This is a genomic window from Micromonospora aurantiaca ATCC 27029 (assembly GCF_000145235.1).
Classification (GTDB): Bacteria; Actinomycetota; Actinomycetes; order Mycobacteriales; family Micromonosporaceae; genus Micromonospora; species Micromonospora aurantiaca.
On the sequence record NC_014391.1, the window covers coordinates 6,396,306 to 6,410,754 of the forward strand.

The 14,449-nt window shown below is 74.5% G+C and carries 14 protein-coding genes and 1 riboswitch; of the genes, 7 read left to right on the forward strand and 7 right to left on the reverse strand.

The window, feature by feature from the left end; translation table 11 throughout:
* Positions 1 to 110 precede the first annotated feature (110 nt).
* Complete coding sequence (locus MICAU_RS28600) at positions 111 to 1,061, reverse strand: PPK2 family polyphosphate kinase (protein ID WP_013288835.1); 951 nt, start codon at positions 1,059 to 1,061, stop codon at positions 111 to 113.
* Between the two features lie 187 nt (positions 1,062 to 1,248).
* On the opposite strand from MICAU_RS28600, the gene sigJ reads away from it, so the two are divergent.
* Complete coding sequence (gene sigJ, locus MICAU_RS28605; protein WP_013288836.1) at positions 1,249 to 2,202, forward strand: RNA polymerase sigma factor SigJ; 954 nt, start codon at positions 1,249 to 1,251, stop codon at positions 2,200 to 2,202.
* A gap of 6 nt (positions 2,203 to 2,208) precedes the next feature.
* Here sigJ and MICAU_RS28610 read toward each other — a convergent pair whose 3' ends face one another.
* Positions 2,209 to 2,715 (reverse strand): DUF402 domain-containing protein, encoded by a 507-nt coding sequence (locus MICAU_RS28610; protein WP_013288837.1) that lies wholly within the window; start codon positions 2,713 to 2,715, stop codon positions 2,209 to 2,211.
* Between the two features lie 124 nt (positions 2,716 to 2,839).
* Here MICAU_RS28610 and MICAU_RS28615 point away from each other — a divergent pair, with 124 nt between their 5' ends.
* Positions 2,840 to 4,981: an ATP-dependent DNA helicase gene (locus MICAU_RS28615; RefSeq protein ID WP_013288838.1), complete on the forward strand. Its 2,142-nt coding sequence runs from the start codon at positions 2,840 to 2,842 to the stop codon at positions 4,979 to 4,981.
* 52 nt (positions 4,982 to 5,033) lie between these two features.
* On the opposite strand, the gene MICAU_RS28620 is transcribed toward MICAU_RS28615, so the two are convergent.
* Positions 5,034 to 6,317, reverse strand: a complete 1,284-nt coding sequence (locus MICAU_RS28620) for an AI-2E family transporter (protein ID WP_041799127.1) — start codon at positions 6,315 to 6,317, stop codon at positions 5,034 to 5,036.
* Between the two features lie 172 nt (positions 6,318 to 6,489).
* Here MICAU_RS28620 and MICAU_RS28625 point away from each other — a divergent pair, with 172 nt between their 5' ends.
* Together MICAU_RS28625 and MICAU_RS32795 are read left to right on the forward strand one after the other, a co-directional pair.
* On the forward strand, positions 6,490 to 6,837 hold the full coding sequence (locus tag MICAU_RS28625; RefSeq protein WP_013288840.1) for a GroES family chaperonin: 348 nt from the start codon (positions 6,490 to 6,492) through the stop codon (positions 6,835 to 6,837).
* Positions 6,838 to 6,955: 118 nt separating this feature from the next.
* Entirely contained in the window at positions 6,956 to 7,114 is a 159-nt protein-coding gene (locus MICAU_RS32795) for a hypothetical protein (RefSeq protein WP_162881441.1), read from the forward strand.
* Positions 7,115 to 7,141: 27 nt separating this feature from the next.
* Here the strand turns inward: MICAU_RS32795 and MICAU_RS28630 are convergent, their stop codons facing one another.
* Positions 7,142 to 8,692: a PrsW family intramembrane metalloprotease gene (locus MICAU_RS28630; RefSeq protein ID WP_030272133.1), complete on the reverse strand. Its 1,551-nt coding sequence runs from the start codon at positions 8,690 to 8,692 to the stop codon at positions 7,142 to 7,144.
* Between the two features lie 23 nt (positions 8,693 to 8,715).
* A riboswitch (SAM riboswitch) is annotated at positions 8,716 to 8,838 on the forward strand.
* Between the two features lie 45 nt (positions 8,839 to 8,883).
* Between MICAU_RS28630 and MICAU_RS28635 the strand changes: the two genes are divergently transcribed.
* The gene (locus MICAU_RS28635; RefSeq protein WP_013288843.1) at positions 8,884 to 10,146 is read left to right on the forward strand and encodes an aminotransferase class V-fold PLP-dependent enzyme; all 1,263 of its coding nucleotides are present in this window, start codon (positions 8,884 to 8,886) and stop codon (positions 10,144 to 10,146) included.
* 144 nt (positions 10,147 to 10,290) lie between these two features.
* On the opposite strand, the gene MICAU_RS28640 is transcribed toward MICAU_RS28635, so the two are convergent.
* Complete coding sequence (locus MICAU_RS28640; protein ID WP_013288844.1) at positions 10,291 to 11,544, reverse strand: FUSC family protein; 1,254 nt, start codon at positions 11,542 to 11,544, stop codon at positions 10,291 to 10,293.
* A gap of 69 nt (positions 11,545 to 11,613) precedes the next feature.
* On the opposite strand from MICAU_RS28640, the gene MICAU_RS28645 reads away from it, so the two are divergent.
* Positions 11,614 to 12,249, forward strand: coding sequence for an HD domain-containing protein (locus MICAU_RS28645; RefSeq protein WP_013288845.1), 636 nt, complete (start codon positions 11,614 to 11,616; stop codon positions 12,247 to 12,249).
* On the opposite strand, the gene MICAU_RS28650 is transcribed toward MICAU_RS28645, so the two are convergent.
* Positions 12,175 to 12,507: a DUF4031 domain-containing protein gene (locus tag MICAU_RS28650; protein ID WP_013288846.1), complete on the reverse strand. Its 333-nt coding sequence runs from the start codon at positions 12,505 to 12,507 to the stop codon at positions 12,175 to 12,177. The two genes, MICAU_RS28645 and MICAU_RS28650, sit on opposite strands and share 75 nt — an antisense overlap.
* Before the next feature lie 33 nt (positions 12,508 to 12,540).
* Between MICAU_RS28650 and MICAU_RS28655 the strand changes: the two genes are divergently transcribed.
* Complete coding sequence (locus MICAU_RS28655) at positions 12,541 to 13,941, forward strand: FAD-binding oxidoreductase (RefSeq protein ID WP_013288847.1); 1,401 nt, start codon at positions 12,541 to 12,543, stop codon at positions 13,939 to 13,941.
* Here the strand turns inward: MICAU_RS28655 and MICAU_RS28660 are convergent.
* Positions 13,938 to 14,441 (reverse strand): hypothetical protein, encoded by a 504-nt coding sequence (locus MICAU_RS28660; RefSeq protein ID WP_013288848.1) that lies wholly within the window; start codon positions 14,439 to 14,441, stop codon positions 13,938 to 13,940. The two genes, MICAU_RS28655 and MICAU_RS28660, sit on opposite strands and share 4 nt — an antisense overlap.
* Positions 14,442 to 14,449 lie beyond the last annotated feature (8 nt).

Below are 14,449 nucleotides of genomic sequence, written 5' to 3' on the forward strand. Positions count from 1 at the left end.
CCCCCCGGGCGTCTGCTCTGCGCATGCTAGGGACCGCGCCGAACCCACTTTCGATCGGCCCACCCCTGGTCAGGCCCGATTCACCGCTCGTTCACCTTCCGTTCACCTGATCACGGACGGCGCTGGCTCCGTAACCGGTCACGCTCCCGTTCGACGTCGAAATCGGCAGGCGGATACCCCAGATCCAACCCGCCGAACGTCTCCCGCAGCAGGTGGGCGACCGCCCAGTCCCGATACCACTTGCGGTCCGCCGGCACCACGAACCAGGGCGCGGCGTCCGTGCCGCAACGCTCCAGAGCCTCGGCGTACGCGTCCTGGTAGTCGCCCCAGCGTGCCCGGGTGTCCAGGTCGCTGGGGTTGAACTTCCAGAACTTCGTCGGGTCGGTGAGCCGCTCCATCAGTCGCTCGCCCTGCTCGGCGTACGAGATGTGCAGCATGACCTTCACCACTGTGACCGCCTGCTCGGTCAGTTCCCGCTCGAAATCGTTGATGATCGCGTACCGGGACCGCCAGGTCGCCTCGTCGACCAGCCCTTCGACCCGGGCGATGAGCACGTCCTCGTAGTGGGAGCGGTTGAACACGCCCACGTACCCGGGTGGCGGCAGCGCCCGGCGTACCCGCCACAGGAAGTCGTGCCGCAACTCCTCCTCGGTCGGCGGCCCGAACGAGCGGATGTGCAACCCGAGCGGGTTCATCGCGCCCGCCACCCGCTTGACCGTGCCGTCCTTGCCACCGCAGTCCATCGCCTGGAGCACCAGCAGCACCCGGCGCGGCCGGTCGCCGTCCAGCCCGGCGTCCGCCTGCGCCGGCGCGCTGGTGGCGCTGCCCGGCCCGGCGGCGCCCTGCGCGGAGGCGTACAGCATCTCCTGCTGCCGCCCCAGTTCCGCGCCGATCAGCTCGACCTGGGCCCGCGCCCACTCCTTGCGCGCCGGCCCGTGCCCGGCCGCCACCGGAAGCCCCGGCGTCGACCGGGGATCGACAGCCGCCAGATCGACAGTGCCCGGCCCCACCCGAAGCAGTTCCCGCATAGGCCCGCCGTCGGGCCCCACCACCTCACTCATCCCCCGATCCTCACCCCCGGAGCCGTTCCCCGCCCGCCCCGCCCCGTCGATCTTGCAGTTGCGGCCCCTGGTACGCCCGGAAAGCACCGTTTGCCGGGGCGGCAAGTGCAAGATCGGCGAGGGTGGGCGGGGTGCCGGCGAGGGTGGGCGGGTGCCGTGACGGGCGGTGGGGCGGGAGAATGAGGGGGTGGACGAGCTTGCGGGGGAGTTCGAGGCGGAACGAGGGCGTCTCCTGGCGGTCGCGCAACGGATGCTGGGCAGCCGCAGCGAGGCCGAGGACGCGGTGCAGGAGACCTGGCTTCGCTTCTCCGGCGCGCTGAGCGACCCGGGGGAGCGCGCCCGCGTACGCGATCTGCGGGGCTGGCTCATCACCACCTGTTCCCGGATCTGCCTGGACGTGCTCCGCTCCGCCCGGGTGCGCCGGGAGGCGTACCCGGGTCAGTGGCTCCCCGAGCCGATGGTGACAGCGGCGCCGGCGGCGGACGGGTTCGCGCCCGACCCGGCCGAGCGGGCGGTACGGGCCGACCAGCTCGGCACCGCGCTGCTGGTGGTGCTGGAACGGCTGACGCCGGAGCAGCGGGTGGCGTTCGTGCTGCACGACGTGTTCGCGGTGCCGTTCTCCGACGTGGCGGACGTGCTCGCGGTGACACCGGAGGCGGCCCGTCAGCTGGCGTCGCGCGCCCGCCGGGCGGTGCACGGGCCGGACGCGCCCCGGCACAGCGCCGACCTGGCCGAGCAGCGGCGGGTGCTCGCCGCGTTCGCCGCTGCGGTGGAGTCGGGTGAGCTGGAGCAGCTGGTCCGCGTGCTCGCCCCGGACGTGGTGTCGATCGGCGACGCCGGCGGCCACTTCCCGGCCGGTCGCCGGCCGGTGGTCGGTGTGGAGTCGGTCGGCCGCCTGCTGCTCGGCCTCTACGGCCAGGCCCGGCAGCGGGGTGGCCTGCGCGGACGCCCGGTGCTGGTGGACGGCACGCTGGGATGGCAGACGGAGTTCTTCCACCGGGACGGGCGAACCATTCGGATGGTCACCTCGTTCGCGATCCACGAGGGGCGGGTCACCGGCGTGTTCAACCAGCTCAACCCGGCCAAGGTCGGCGAGCTGCCGCCGCTGGGGCCGGACGCCGCCTGGCCGCCGCGCTGGTGAGCCGGCTCAGACCACCAGTGCGAGCCATTTCCGGTACGACGTGGCGAACGGCTCGGTGCCGTCACCGAGCGCGCCGAGCAGCCAGCGGGACGCGGCCTCGGCCTCGGTGACCACGTCGTCCGGGTAGCCCCAGCGGGCCCGGTGCACGGCGAACTCGTCCTCGTCGCGCAGCTCGACCAGGCCGGTCTCACGGCGGCGCACCACGTCCAGGTCGAGGTCGATCAGGTGGACCGTCTCCTCACCCTCCCAGCGGGCCGGGGTGGCGATGTCGCAGTAGACCTCGCTGGTGCGCGGCGGCGGGTTGAACATGCCGGTCCACCACCCGTGGTGCGGCACCAGCAGGACGAACGGGATCTGCTCGACCGACGGGCGGCCGTGGTAGACGGACTCGGTGCCGGCGGGCACGCCGAGCCAGACGCCGAGATCGTCCTCGGCGAGCCGGCGGGCCGGGTAGTCGCGGTGTGCGCTGCCGTCGTACTTGCGGTAGATCACGCGGACCACATCGCTCGGCATGCCTGGCACCCTAACCGATTCCGGCCACGCCACGCGATCGGGAGGTAACCGGACGCGACCCGCCGTCCCGCCACGCCGTCGGAGCGGCCGGACCCCCGTCGGTGCCGGCGGGTACGGTCGCACGGTGACCCCGTCCCGCACCGCCACCGGCCCGGCCGTCCCGAAGAAGCGCCGCAAGGGCCGCGCCGGTGCCGGGGAGTTGCTGACCGCCGCGGTGGGCGCGGTTCCGGGTGGCGCGGCCCGGCCGGGTCAGCAGCAGATGGCCGAGGCGATCGAGCGCAGCATCGCCTCCGGCGAGCATCTGCTGGTGCAGGCCGGGACCGGCACCGGCAAGTCCCTGGCGTACCTCGCTCCGGCGCTCACAGTGGACGGGCCGGTGGTGGTCTCCACCGCCACACTGGCGTTGCAGTCCCAGCTCGTCGAGCACGACCTGCCGAGGCTGGCCGACGCGGTCGAGCCGGTGCTGGGCCGCCGCCCGACCTTCGCCGTGCTGAAGGGGCGTCACCACTACCTGTGCCTGGCCCGGCTGGACAGCTCGGTCGAGGACGAGCCGGACGACGCGCTGTTCGACGCGCCGCACTCCGGCAACGGCGGCACCAAGTGGCTCGGTGAGGCGGGCCGGCTGGGCAAGCAGGTGCAGCGGCTGCGCGACTGGGCCGAGGAGACCGCCACCGGCGACCGCGACGAGCTGGATCCGGGCGTGGACGACCAGGTGTGGCGCAGCGTCTCCATGCCGGCCCGGGAGTGCGTGGGCGCCAGCCGCTGCCCGTTCGGGCAGGAGTGCTTCGCGGAGGCGTCCCGGGCGCGCGCCCGCGAGGCCGACATCGTGGTCACCAACCACAGCCTGCTCGCCGTCGACATGCTCGCCGGGCGGCACATCGTGCCGCCGCACAGGCTGCTCGTGGTGGACGAGGCGCACGAACTGGCCGACCGGGTCTCGTCGGCCGCCCAGGCGGAGCTGGTGCCGGAGCTGATCGACAGGTCCACCCGGCGGGCGCGGCCGCTGCTGCGCCCCGACGTGGCCGAACGGCTCACCGAGGCCGGTGACGCGCTCGCGGTGGGGCTGGCCGAGGCGCCGGCCGGGCGGCTCACCGCCGGTCTGCCGCCCGCGCTGCGCGAGGCGTGCACCTTGCTGGACTCGGCGACCCGGGCCGCGCTGGAGGGGATCGGCGACGTGAAGGCCGACGACCCCGATCCGGTACGCAAGCAGCAGGCCAAGGCCGTGCTGGACGAGCTGTCCACCACCGCCCAGCGGCTGCTGGAGGAGGCCGACCACGACGTCGCCTGGGTCGAGAAGCCGGACAACGGCAGCCGCCGGGCGCTCGTCGTGGCGCCGCTGTCGGTGGCGGGCACGCTCGCCACCCACCTGTACGACGAGCGCACTGTGGTCGCCACCTCGGCGACACTGGCGCTGGGCGGCCGCTTCGACACCGTGGCCCGGGCGCTGGGGCTGGACGCGCCTCCGCCCGCCCCGCCGTCACCGGCCGCCGCCGCGATCGCCACCGCCGCCGCCGCGGGCCGTTCCCCGGTCACGCCGGTGGCCGCCGCCGAGGGCAGCCGCGCGTCGGTCGGCACCGTCCCCGCGACCGAAGGGCCGGGCTGGAGTTCGCTCGACGTCGGCTCGCCGTTCGACTACGCCCGGCAGGGCATCCTGTACGTCGCCGCGCATCTGCCCCGCCCCAGCGTCTCCGGGTTGCCCGGACCGGCAGGTGAGGAGCTGCTGGCGCTGGTCGAGGCGCTCGGTGGTCGTACCCTCGGGCTCTTCTCGTCGCGACGGGCCGCGCAGCAGGCCGCGGAGCTGGTCCGCGCGCGGACCGACCTGCCGGTGCTGCTCCAGGGCGAGGAGGCGCTGCCGCTGCTGGTGCGCCGGTTCCGCGAGGTGCGGGAGAGCTGCCTGTTCGGGGTGATGTCGCTCTGGCAGGGGGTGGACGTGCCGGGCGACGCCTGCCAGCTCGTGGTGATCGACAGGTTGCCGTTCCCCCGTCCGGACGAGCCGCTCGCGGCGGCGCGGGCGGCGGCTGTGGACGCCGGTGGCGGGTCCGGTTTCGCGGCGGTGAGCGTGCCGATCGCGGCGGTCCGGCTGGCCCAGGGTGTCGGCCGGCTGATCCGGGCCACCGGCGACCGGGGCGTGGTGGCGGTGCTCGACTCGCGGCTGGAGACGGCACGCGGGTACGGCCCGTTCCTGCGCCGGTCGCTGCCGCCGTTCTGGTACACCACCCGGCCGGAGGTGGCCCGGGGCGCGTTGGAACGGCTCGCCAAGAGCTGACGCCCGCGCCTCCCCGGGCGGGGTGACGCGGGCGTCGGCAGGTCTTGCCGGGTCAGGGCGCCTGGGAGGCGACCACCACCGCGTCCGGTGGGGTGTCCGGCACGGTACGCGCGGCGAGCCGGCGCACCGCGGTGTTGAGGACGGCGATCAGCGGCACCGCGACCAGCGCGCCGGCGATGCCGGCGAGCACCACACCGGCGGCGATGCCGATGATCACGGCGAGCGGGTGGATGGCCACCGCGCGGCCCATGATCAGCGGCTGGAGCACGTGGCCCTCGACCTGCTGCACGCCGATCACCGCGCCCAGGATGATCAGGGCGGTCACCGGGCCGCTGTCGACGAGCGCCACCAGCACGGCCACCACGCCGGACAGGAACGCGCCGACGATCGGGATGAACGCGCCCAGGAAGACCAGCGCGGCCAGCGGGAACGCGAACGGGATGTCGAACAGCACCAGGAAGATGCCGATGCCGACCGCGTCGATGAACGCCACGAGGACGGTGGCCCGCACGTACGCGCCGAGCGTCGCCCAGGACGCGCGACCGGCGTCGTCGACCTTCCAGCGGGCGGCCACCGGCAGCAGCCGGACCAGGAACCGCCAGATGTTGTTGCCGTCGCGCAGGAAGAAGAACGTGGCGAACAGGACCAGGACGGTGCCGGTGAGCACCTCGGCGAGCGTGGCGGCGGTGCTTATCGCACCGCTGGTGAACCGCTCGGTGTTGCCGTTGATCCAGTTCTGCGCCTCGTCGATGTAGCGGTTGAGCTGGCTGTCGGACAGGTGCAGCGGGCCGGTCTTGAACCAGTCCTGGATCTGGCGTACGCCCTCGGAGGACTTCTGGCTCAGCTCCGGTACGCCCTTGATGAACTCGTTGACCACGAGCGTGAGCGTGCCGACGACAGCAGCCAGGCCGCCGACCAGCACCACTGCTGTCGCCAGCGAGCGGGGCAGCCGGGCCCGGAGCAGCCAGCCGACCGCCGGGGCGAGCAGCGCGGAGAGCAGCAGCGCGACGGTCAACGGGATGATCACGATGCTGATGGTGCCGACGATCCTGAGCAGGGCCCAGGTCACGATGCCGATCACGATCAGGCGCCAGCACCACGCGGCGGCGATGCGCAGCGCGTGCGGCACCTCCGTGTCGTCCCGGCTCACAGTCGAGGAGTGCAACGCCGCCGGCGACGCCGCGCCCACGACCACCGCCTCCGGCGCGGCGGGTGGCCCCGGCGCGGCGGGCGAGGCCACTCCGGCGTCCCCGGCGTCCCCGGTGTCCGCGGCGGCCCGCCGGGTCCGGGCCGCCTCCCGGCCCGACTCGTACGCGCGGCGGAGCCGTCCGCGCATCCGCTCGAAGCGGCTCAAGCGCACCTCCGGCAAAATCAGCCCCACCAGGTCGCAGGGGGCACAGGATACGTCCGTACGCCCCACCCTAGGGCGACTCGGCCACACATTGCCCGCCCGGCGCTCTCGCCAACCACGCCGGGATCGACCGACGGGCACGCGGTAGCGTCTTCGCGTGACCGCCGACCAGAGTCTCGACGCCGGGCTGCCGATCCGCCTGCTGCACGACCGCGTGCTGGTGCGTACCGAGGGTGCGGAGGGGGAACGCCGCTCCACCGCCGGCATCGTGATCCCCGCGACGGCAGCCGTGGGCAAGCGGCTGGCCTGGGCCACGGCGGTCGGCGTGGGGCCGAACGTCCGCGCGATAGTGGCCGGTGACCGGGTGCTGTTCGACCCGGACGACCGCTCCGAGGTCGAGCTGCACGGACGGGCGTACGTGCTGCTGCGCGAGCGGGACGTGCACGCCGTGGCGGCCGAGCGGGTGGAGAGCACCGCCGCCGGCTCCACCGGTCTCTACCTGTAGGTCCTTACCTGTTGCCGCGCTCCGGTGCCGGTCGCTCTGCGGCGGTGCTGTTTGCGGCGCTGCCCGGCGGGAAGCCCAGGCACCTCAGCGCGCCCTGGGGAGGGACACCATGCCGGTAGTGATCAAAAAGATCCTCGCCTGGGGATTCCTCGCGTTCCTGATCTACTTCATGGCGTTCCGGCCGGACGGCGCGGCGCAGGTGTTCAAGGGCATCGGCGGCGCGCTGATGGCCATCGCCCAGGGGCTCGGCGACTTCCTGACCGGCCTGATGAGCTGACCGGCGCCCCCGACTAGCCGGCCGGCCTCAGCGCCCGGGGTGCCAGGGCGCGCCGGGGTCGTGCCAGCCGCCCGGTCCGTGCCCGGCACCCGGGCCGCCGTGCCAGCCGGCCGGGCCGTGACCGCCCGGGCCGCCGTGCCAGCCGCCCGGACCGTAGCCGCCCTGCGGGAATGCGGGCGGCTGGGCCAGCACCACCGGGATCGGCACCACCGGGTCGTCCGGCGCCTCGACCGGGCGCTGCGAACCGTCCGGGAACCGCAGGTGGTAGCGCTGACCGTCCCAGACCCCGACCGGCGCCTGCGGGTCGCGACCGACGAAGAACGACCGGTACGCGGTGATCGCGTCCAGCAGCTCCCGTTCCTCCCGTGCCGTCCGCTCCCGCTCCTCCGGCTTGCGGTCCAGTCCCCGGCGCATCCCGTCGCGCAGCAGCGCCAGGCGGGTCGCGGCGAACTGGTAGCCGCGCATCGCGCGTACCCCGCCGTCACCGGCGACCCGCCGTGCCCAGGTGCGCGCCGCGTGCCGCCGGCCCAGGCTGCCCAGCGCCGCCACCTCGGGCGGGGTGAGCCAGCCCGCACGGACGTAGTCGGGCAGCGTGCGCTCGGTCAGCCGGCCCTCCCAGGCGCGCAGCCAGACCGCCAGCCCGACCATCGCGAAGAAGATCGGCACCATCACGCCGATGTAGCCGTAGAGCACGATCACCACCTCCCCGGTGGCCTGAGCCAGCGAGGGCAGCAGGTTCCAGGTGCCGTGCAGGATCATCGCCAGCAGCAGCCCGGCGAGCGGCGCGAGCACCCGCACGCGCCGGTCGGCGGTACGCGCGGCGACGCCCAGCCCGACGCCGGTCATCGACGTGAACAGCGGGTGGGCGAAGCCGAACAGCAGGATCCGGACGATGAAGATCGCGATCACCTGCTGCGCGCCGGTGGCCGGGCCGTACTCGTCGGCGCCGGCGCGGTAGCCGTGCCCGCCCAGGTAGAGGATGTTCTCCACCATGGCGAAGCCGACCGCGGAGAGCCCGCAGTAGACCAGGCCGTCGGTGATCCCGGAGAACTCCCGCCGCCGGAAGATCAGCACCAGGAGCGGACCGGCCGCCTTGGTCAGCTCCTCGATGAACGGCGCGACCAGCACCGCGGTCAGCGCGACCGGCAGCCCTCGGTCCTCGAACAGCCCCGCGCTGGCCGTGTTCACCAGCAGCGAGATCGCGGTGGAGACGAAGGCGCCCCAGGCGAAGCAGAAGATCAGATACTTCAGCGGCTCCGGCTCGTAACGGTCGAGCCAGAGGAAGCAGAAGACCAGCACCGGCACCGGCAGGATCGCCGCGATCACGCCGATCAGCAGCGCCTCGGCGCCCAGGCTCTCGCCGAGCGTGAACACCATGAACAGCGCACCGGCCGCGATCAGCAGCACCACACCGGCCAGCACCAGGAAGCGCCGCCAGCCGAGCCGGCGCAGCGGCATCCGGGGCGTCGGCGCCCCCGGCGGGGCGGCGGGCGCATGCGGTGGCGGCGGGGCTGCGCCGGGCGGGGTGTCGGCCATGCGGTCAGCGTAGTCACCTGCGACCCACTGGTCCGGTCGCATCGTGAGGGCTATGCTCCCGGACAGGTCACGAGCGCCAGCGTCAAGCCCCGGCTTGCTGGCCGGCAACCCTCGTCGAGGTTCGCGGTGGGGTGCCCCGGGTGATGACCGGGCCCGGTGCCGCTCCGCGCGCCGGGCAAGCGCGGACCCCGTCCCGGCACCACCTGGGGTCCTGTGACCCGGGAGGCTCCGGCATGACCGTCACCCTCGTACCCTCGCTGCCCGTGCTGCCCGCGCCGGTCCGGCCCGACCCGCTCGGCGTGCTCGGCGTACCCGGGGAGATCAACCTGGACCACGCCGCCAGCGCGCCGTGCGCGCGGGCCGCTGCCGACGCGGTGGCCGGGCTTCTTCCCTGGTACGCGAGCGTGCACCGCGGCGCGGGCGCGCTGTCGCGACGCTGCACGCTGGCGTACGAGCGGGCCCGGCAGACGGTCGGCGACTTCCTCGGCGCCCGCCCCAACGACCACGTGATCTTCACCCGGAACACCACCGACGCGCTGAACCTGCTGGCCCGGGCGCTGCCCGCCGGCACCACCGTGATCACGTTCGGCGCCGAGCACCACGCCAACCTGCTGCCCTGGCCGCGCGGCTCGGTACGGCTGCCGGTCCCGGACAGCCCGGCCGGAGCGGTCCGGTCCCTCGCGGCGGCGCTCGGCGAACTCGCCCGCGACGCCCGGCCCGGCCTGCCCGTGCTGGTCGCGGTCACCGGCGCCGGCAACGTCACCGGCGAGTGCTGGCCGGTCGCCGAGCTGGCTCGGGTGGCGCACCGGCACGGCGCCCGCATCCTGGTCGACGCCGCGCAGCTCGCCCCGCACGCCCCGGTCGATCTGGCCGCGCTGGACGTGGACTATGTGGCCCTGTCCGGGCACAAGCTGTACGCCCCGTTCGGCGCGGGCGTGCTGGCCGGGCGCGCGGACTGGCTGGACGCGGCCCCGCCGTACCTGGCCGGAGGCGGCGCCACCAGCCACGTCGGCGCCGCTACGCACGAGGTGCGCTGGACGACCGGCCCGGCCCGGCACGAGGCCGGCACCCCGAACCTGCTGGGTGCGGTGGCGCTCGCCGCTGTCTGCGAGGCGCTCGGCGCGGCCGACCGGGACGCGCTGCACGCCCGGGAACAGGCGCTGCTGGCCCGTCTGCGTACCGGCCTGGCCGCGCTGCCGGACGTGGTGGAGCTGCGCATGTTCTCCCCCGAAGCGCCGCGGGTGGGCATCGTCAGCTTCGTGGTCGCCGGACGGGACTCCGCCGAGGTGGCCGCCCACCTGGCGAGCCGGCACCGGATCGGGGTACGCGACGGCCTGTTCTGCGCGCACCCGCTGACCCGGCGTCTGCTGGCCGAGGCCGCCGCCCGTACCGGCCGCACCGACCTGCCCCCGACCGCCCTGCGCGCCAGCCTCGGCCTGGGCACCACAGAGCCGGAGGTAGACACCCTCCTGACGGCCCTGACCCACCTCCCCTAGCCCTCTCCCCACCGCACCTCGAGCGGTGATCAAGGAGTTTGTGCACTGGTTGATCTCCTCGGAGTCCGGTAACTCCTTGATCAACGCGGCAGGGCGCCGGGGCGGGAGCGCGGGAGCCAGGGCGGGAGCGCGACCGGGCGGGGGTCAGCCGACGGGTGGGGCTGTGGGGGGATGAGCGGCGGGGTTCCGGGCTGCGGGTTCGCCCTGGCGGTTCTCGCCGAACGCCTGCCGCACCAGCCGGTTCGCCTCCTCCTGTTCGATCCCGGAGGCCACCATCAGGTCGCTCGCCGTGGTACGCACCTGGGCGATCACCACGCTGCCGGAGAAGCCGACCCCCTCGGCGTACGCCCGCCCGGCCTCGCTCACCGCGCGCAGCGACCGCTCGCGAGCCTCCTGCGGCTCCTGCCCGGCGGCGAACTCCTGGCGGAGCAGGCGCACCGACTCGGCCAGGTGACCGATCGCGTCCGGCATCGGCTCGGGGACCGGTTCGGAGTCCTCGATCATGGTGACCGCGCGGCGGATCAGCGTGCCGGTGTTGCGCATGGCCCGGTCGATCGGGTCGGCCGCCTCGGCGTAGTGGGTCAGCTCGCTGCGCCGGTGCCAGCGGGCCGGGGACAGCGTGCTGGTCTCCTTCGCGCCCTCGATCGCCTCGGAGAGGGCGGCCAGTTCCTCCTTGTTCTCCCGCAGCCGGAACAGCGCCTGCTGGGCCGCGTCCCGGTCCCGGCTGCGCACCGCGTCGGCGCAGGCGTCGAGCTGGCCGGCGAGCAGGTCCAGCGCGGGCCGGGCGGCCCGGTTGATCACCCGTAGCGGGTTGAGCGGCAGCAGGATGGCGGTGACCAGCAGCGCGATGCCGCCACCGAGCAACGCGTCGATGAAACGGGGGAACTCCAGGTTCTCGGTGGACGGGCTGAGCGTCACGATCAGCACCGCGGTGGCCGCGGCCTGGATCACGATGGCCACGCTCGCCCCGGCGAAGATGCTCAGCAGGATCGCCGAGGTCACCACGAGCGCGAGCTGCCAGGCGCCGGTACCGACGAAGTAGATGAGCGCGTCGCCGACGAGCACGCCCACCGCGACCCCGACGATCAGCTCGACGGTGCGCCGGAACCGCTGCCCCACCGAGGCGGCGAGCGTTCCGACAGCGGAGATCGGGGCGAAGACCGGCTGCGGGTTCTTCAGCAGCCGGTGCGAGATCAGGTACGCCAGGCCGGCGGCGAGCCCGGCCTGCACGGCGAGGCCGAACGCGGTACGGACCCGGTGCAGCCGGTCGTGCAGCGTCGCCTTGCCCCGGTGCCGCAGTTCCTCCATCGCGGAGGCGATCCGCTGCCCGTCACGGTCCGCCAGCCCTTCACGCAGGTTGCCACGACGCAGGAACCGCAGTCGTCCTTCCCGGGCCATGGCCGGTACTACCCGTACCGCCCCGGCTGAATCCCTCCGACCGGGCCGGACTGGGGCAGACTGCACCCGATGGACGAACTGACGGCACGGTGGCGGGCGACGGTACTGGCGGCGGGCGCGACCGATCCGGCGGGAGCCGACCGGGCCGGTGCCCGGCTGCTGGCGGGCTGGCGGGAGCCGCACCGGCGCTACCACGACGAGGAGCACCTGCGGGCGGTGCTCGACGTGGTCGACGCGTACGCCGATCTGGCCCGCGACCCCGACCTGGTCCGGCTGGCGGCGTGGTGCCACGACGCCGTCTACGACCCGCGCGCGGCGGGCGACGCCAACGAGCGGGCCAGCGCCGACCTGGCCGGCGAGCTGCTGGCCGCCGCCGGGCTCCCGGCCGCGACAGTGACCGGGGTACGCCGCCTGGTGCTGCTCACCGTCGGCCACGCGGTCGGGCCGGACGACCCGGACGGCGCGCTGCTGTGCGACGCGGACCTGGCGGTGCTCGCCGCCCCTCCGGCGCGCTACGACAGGTATGCCGCGGCGATCCGCGCCGAGTACGCGCACGTGCCCGATCCGGACTTCCGCACCGGCCGGGCCGCGGTGCTGCGGCACCTGCTCGCCCTGCCGGCGCTCTACCGCCTACCCGAGCCGCACACCCGCTGGGAGGCCCCGGCCCGGGCCAACCTGTCCCGGGAGCTGGCCGCGCTCACCTGAGACGCGGTGCTTCGGGCGGCGCAGACCGGAGTCCCGCAGCAGGCGGACGATCTCCCGCGACGGCACGACCGTGGCACCCAGCCAGACCGCCGCCCGGAACCGCTCGGCCGGCACGTCGTAGTGGTCGCGGTCGAAGCCCCGCCGGGGCGCGCCGAGCATCTCGGCGAACGCGTGCAGTTCGGCGTACGAGACGTCGCTGATCAGGTGCGACCAGAGCCGGCCGCGCCAGGGCACGGCGGGCGGGTCCAGGTAGAGCACGGCAACAGACGGTACGCCGGTAGCCTTCCCGGCATGGCCGCCCATCCCCTCCTCGACGACCTGCGGGCCGCGCTCGGCGACGCCGCCGTGCTGACCGACCCGGATCTGCTGGCCGGGCACGAGCGCGACGAGGCCGACCTGTGCGACTCGGGTACCCCGCTGGCGGTGGTGCGCCCCCGCGGCACGGATGAGGTGGTGGCTGTGGTCCGGGCGGCCGGGCGGCACGGCGTACCGGTGGTGCCGCAGGGTGCGCGGACCGGGCTGGCCGGCGCGGCGAACGCGGTCGCCGGCGCGGTGGTGGTGAGCACCGTGGCGATGGACGCGGTGCGGGAGATCGACCCGGTCGGCCGGATCGCCGTGGTGCAGCCGGGCGTGGTGAACGCGGCGCTCGCCCGTGCGGTACGGGAGCACGGCCTCTGGTATCCGCCGGACCCCGGCTCGTGGGAGTCGTCCACCATCGGCGGCAACGTGGCCACGAACGCCGGTGGCATGTGCTGCGTGAAGTACGGCGTGACCAGTGAGTACGTGCTGGGCCTGGAGGTGGTGCTCGCCTCCGGCGAGGTGCTGCGGACCGGGCGGCGTACCGCCAAGGGGGTCGCCGGGTACGACCTGACCCGCCTCTTCGTCGGCTCGGAGGGCACGCTCGGCGTGATCACCGAGGTGACTGTGGCGTTGCGCCCGGCCCCGGAGGAGTCACTGACCCTGGTCGCGGTCTTTCCCACTGTGGCGACGGCAGGTGGCGCGGTCGCCGGGATCGCCGAGCGGGGACTCACCCCGAGCCTGCTGGAACTGCTGGACCGGACGCATCTGCGGGCGATCGAGGCGTACCGGCCGATGGGTCTGCGCACCGATGCCGAGGCGCTGCTGCTCGCGGCGGTGGACACCGGCCCGCGTGCCGCCGACGACCTGGCCCGGCTGGCCGAGGTGTGCACGGCGGCGGGTGCCGACGAGGTCTACGCGGCCACCGACGCGACCGAGGCGGCGGCCCTGCTCCAGGCGCGGCGGCTGGCCCATCCGGCGATGGAGCGGTTCGCGGCGGAGACGTTCCCGGGCGGCAACGGCGGCCTGGTCATCGACGACGTGGCGGTGCCGCGCGGCCGGCTCGCGGAGCTGCTCGACGGGGTGGCCCGGATCGCCGAGGCGTGCCGGGTGCCGATCGGGGTGGTCGGTCACGCGGGCGACGGCAACATGCACCCGAACATCGTGGTCGACCGGGCCGATCCGGCGAGCCTGGCCCGGGGACGGCGGGCCTTCGACGAGATCATGCGGCTGGGGCTGGAACTGGGCGGCACCTGCACCGGGGAGCACGGCGTCGGGCTGCTCAAGCGGGACTGGCTGGCCCGCGAGATCGGGCCGGTGGGCGTACGCGTGCACCAGGCGATCAAGGCGGCGCTGGACCCGGCCGGCCTGCTCAACCCCGGCAAGGTCTTCTAGCCCTTGTCCTCGGCCGGCGTGGCCTGGGTGACGAGCAGCAGCACGTCGTAGGCCACCTTCGGCTTCGGCTCGCCCGGGCAGTCCTGGATGGTGACTGTCAGGTCCGGCGGCACGAGCAGCGTCGACGTCAGCACTCCGATGCAGCCCTGCTTGTAGCTGCGGGCCTGGTCGGTCTCCTTCGCGATCGCCGGGTCCGCGAGCATCCGCTGGAGCCGCGTGGTCTGCTCCAGGCTGAGCGTGCCGGTGGCGTCCACGCCGTCACCGGCGCAGTCGCGGCACTGCCAGCGGCCGGACGGGTCCACGTCGAGGTTGCGGACCGGGCCGTCGCCGAGCCGCTGCACCAGGGAGACGCGTCTGCCGTCCGGTGTCGGGCCGGCCGTGCCCGCCGCCCCGGGTGCGGTGGCGCCCTCGGCCCGTCCGAAGGAGCAGCCGGTCAGAGCGGCCGCCAGCAGGACGACGGCGGACAGAGCGGGGACGCGCGACCAGGATGGGCGAACCACGCGGGGAA

What these genes read in the sequence shown, in the direction of transcription:
- MICAU_RS28635 (WP_013288843.1), top strand. Translation starts at nt 8,884, where the DNA reads ATGACCGTCACCCTCGTACCCTCGCTGCCCGTGCTGCCCGCGCCGGTC.
- MICAU_RS28640 (WP_013288844.1), bottom strand. Translation starts at nt 11,544, where the DNA reads ATGGCCCGGGAAGGACGACTGCGGTTCCTGCGTCGTGGCAACCTGCGT.
- MICAU_RS28600 (WP_013288835.1), bottom strand. Translation starts at nt 1,061, where the DNA reads ATGAGTGAGGTGGTGGGGCCCGACGGCGGGCCTATGCGGGAACTGCTT.
- MICAU_RS28630 (WP_030272133.1), bottom strand. Translation starts at nt 8,692, where the DNA reads ATGCGACCGGACCAGTGGGTCGCAGGTGACTACGCTGACCGCATGGCC.
- MICAU_RS28645 (WP_013288845.1), top strand. Translation starts at nt 11,614, where the DNA reads ATGGACGAACTGACGGCACGGTGGCGGGCGACGGTACTGGCGGCGGGC.
- MICAU_RS28620 (WP_041799127.1), bottom strand. Translation starts at nt 6,317, where the DNA reads ATGCGCGGACGGCTCCGCCGCGCGTACGAGTCGGGCCGGGAGGCGGCC.
- MICAU_RS28655 (WP_013288847.1), top strand. Translation starts at nt 12,541, where the DNA reads ATGGCCGCCCATCCCCTCCTCGACGACCTGCGGGCCGCGCTCGGCGAC.
- MICAU_RS28610 (WP_013288837.1), bottom strand. Translation starts at nt 2,715, where the DNA reads ATGCCGAGCGATGTGGTCCGCGTGATCTACCGCAAGTACGACGGCAGC.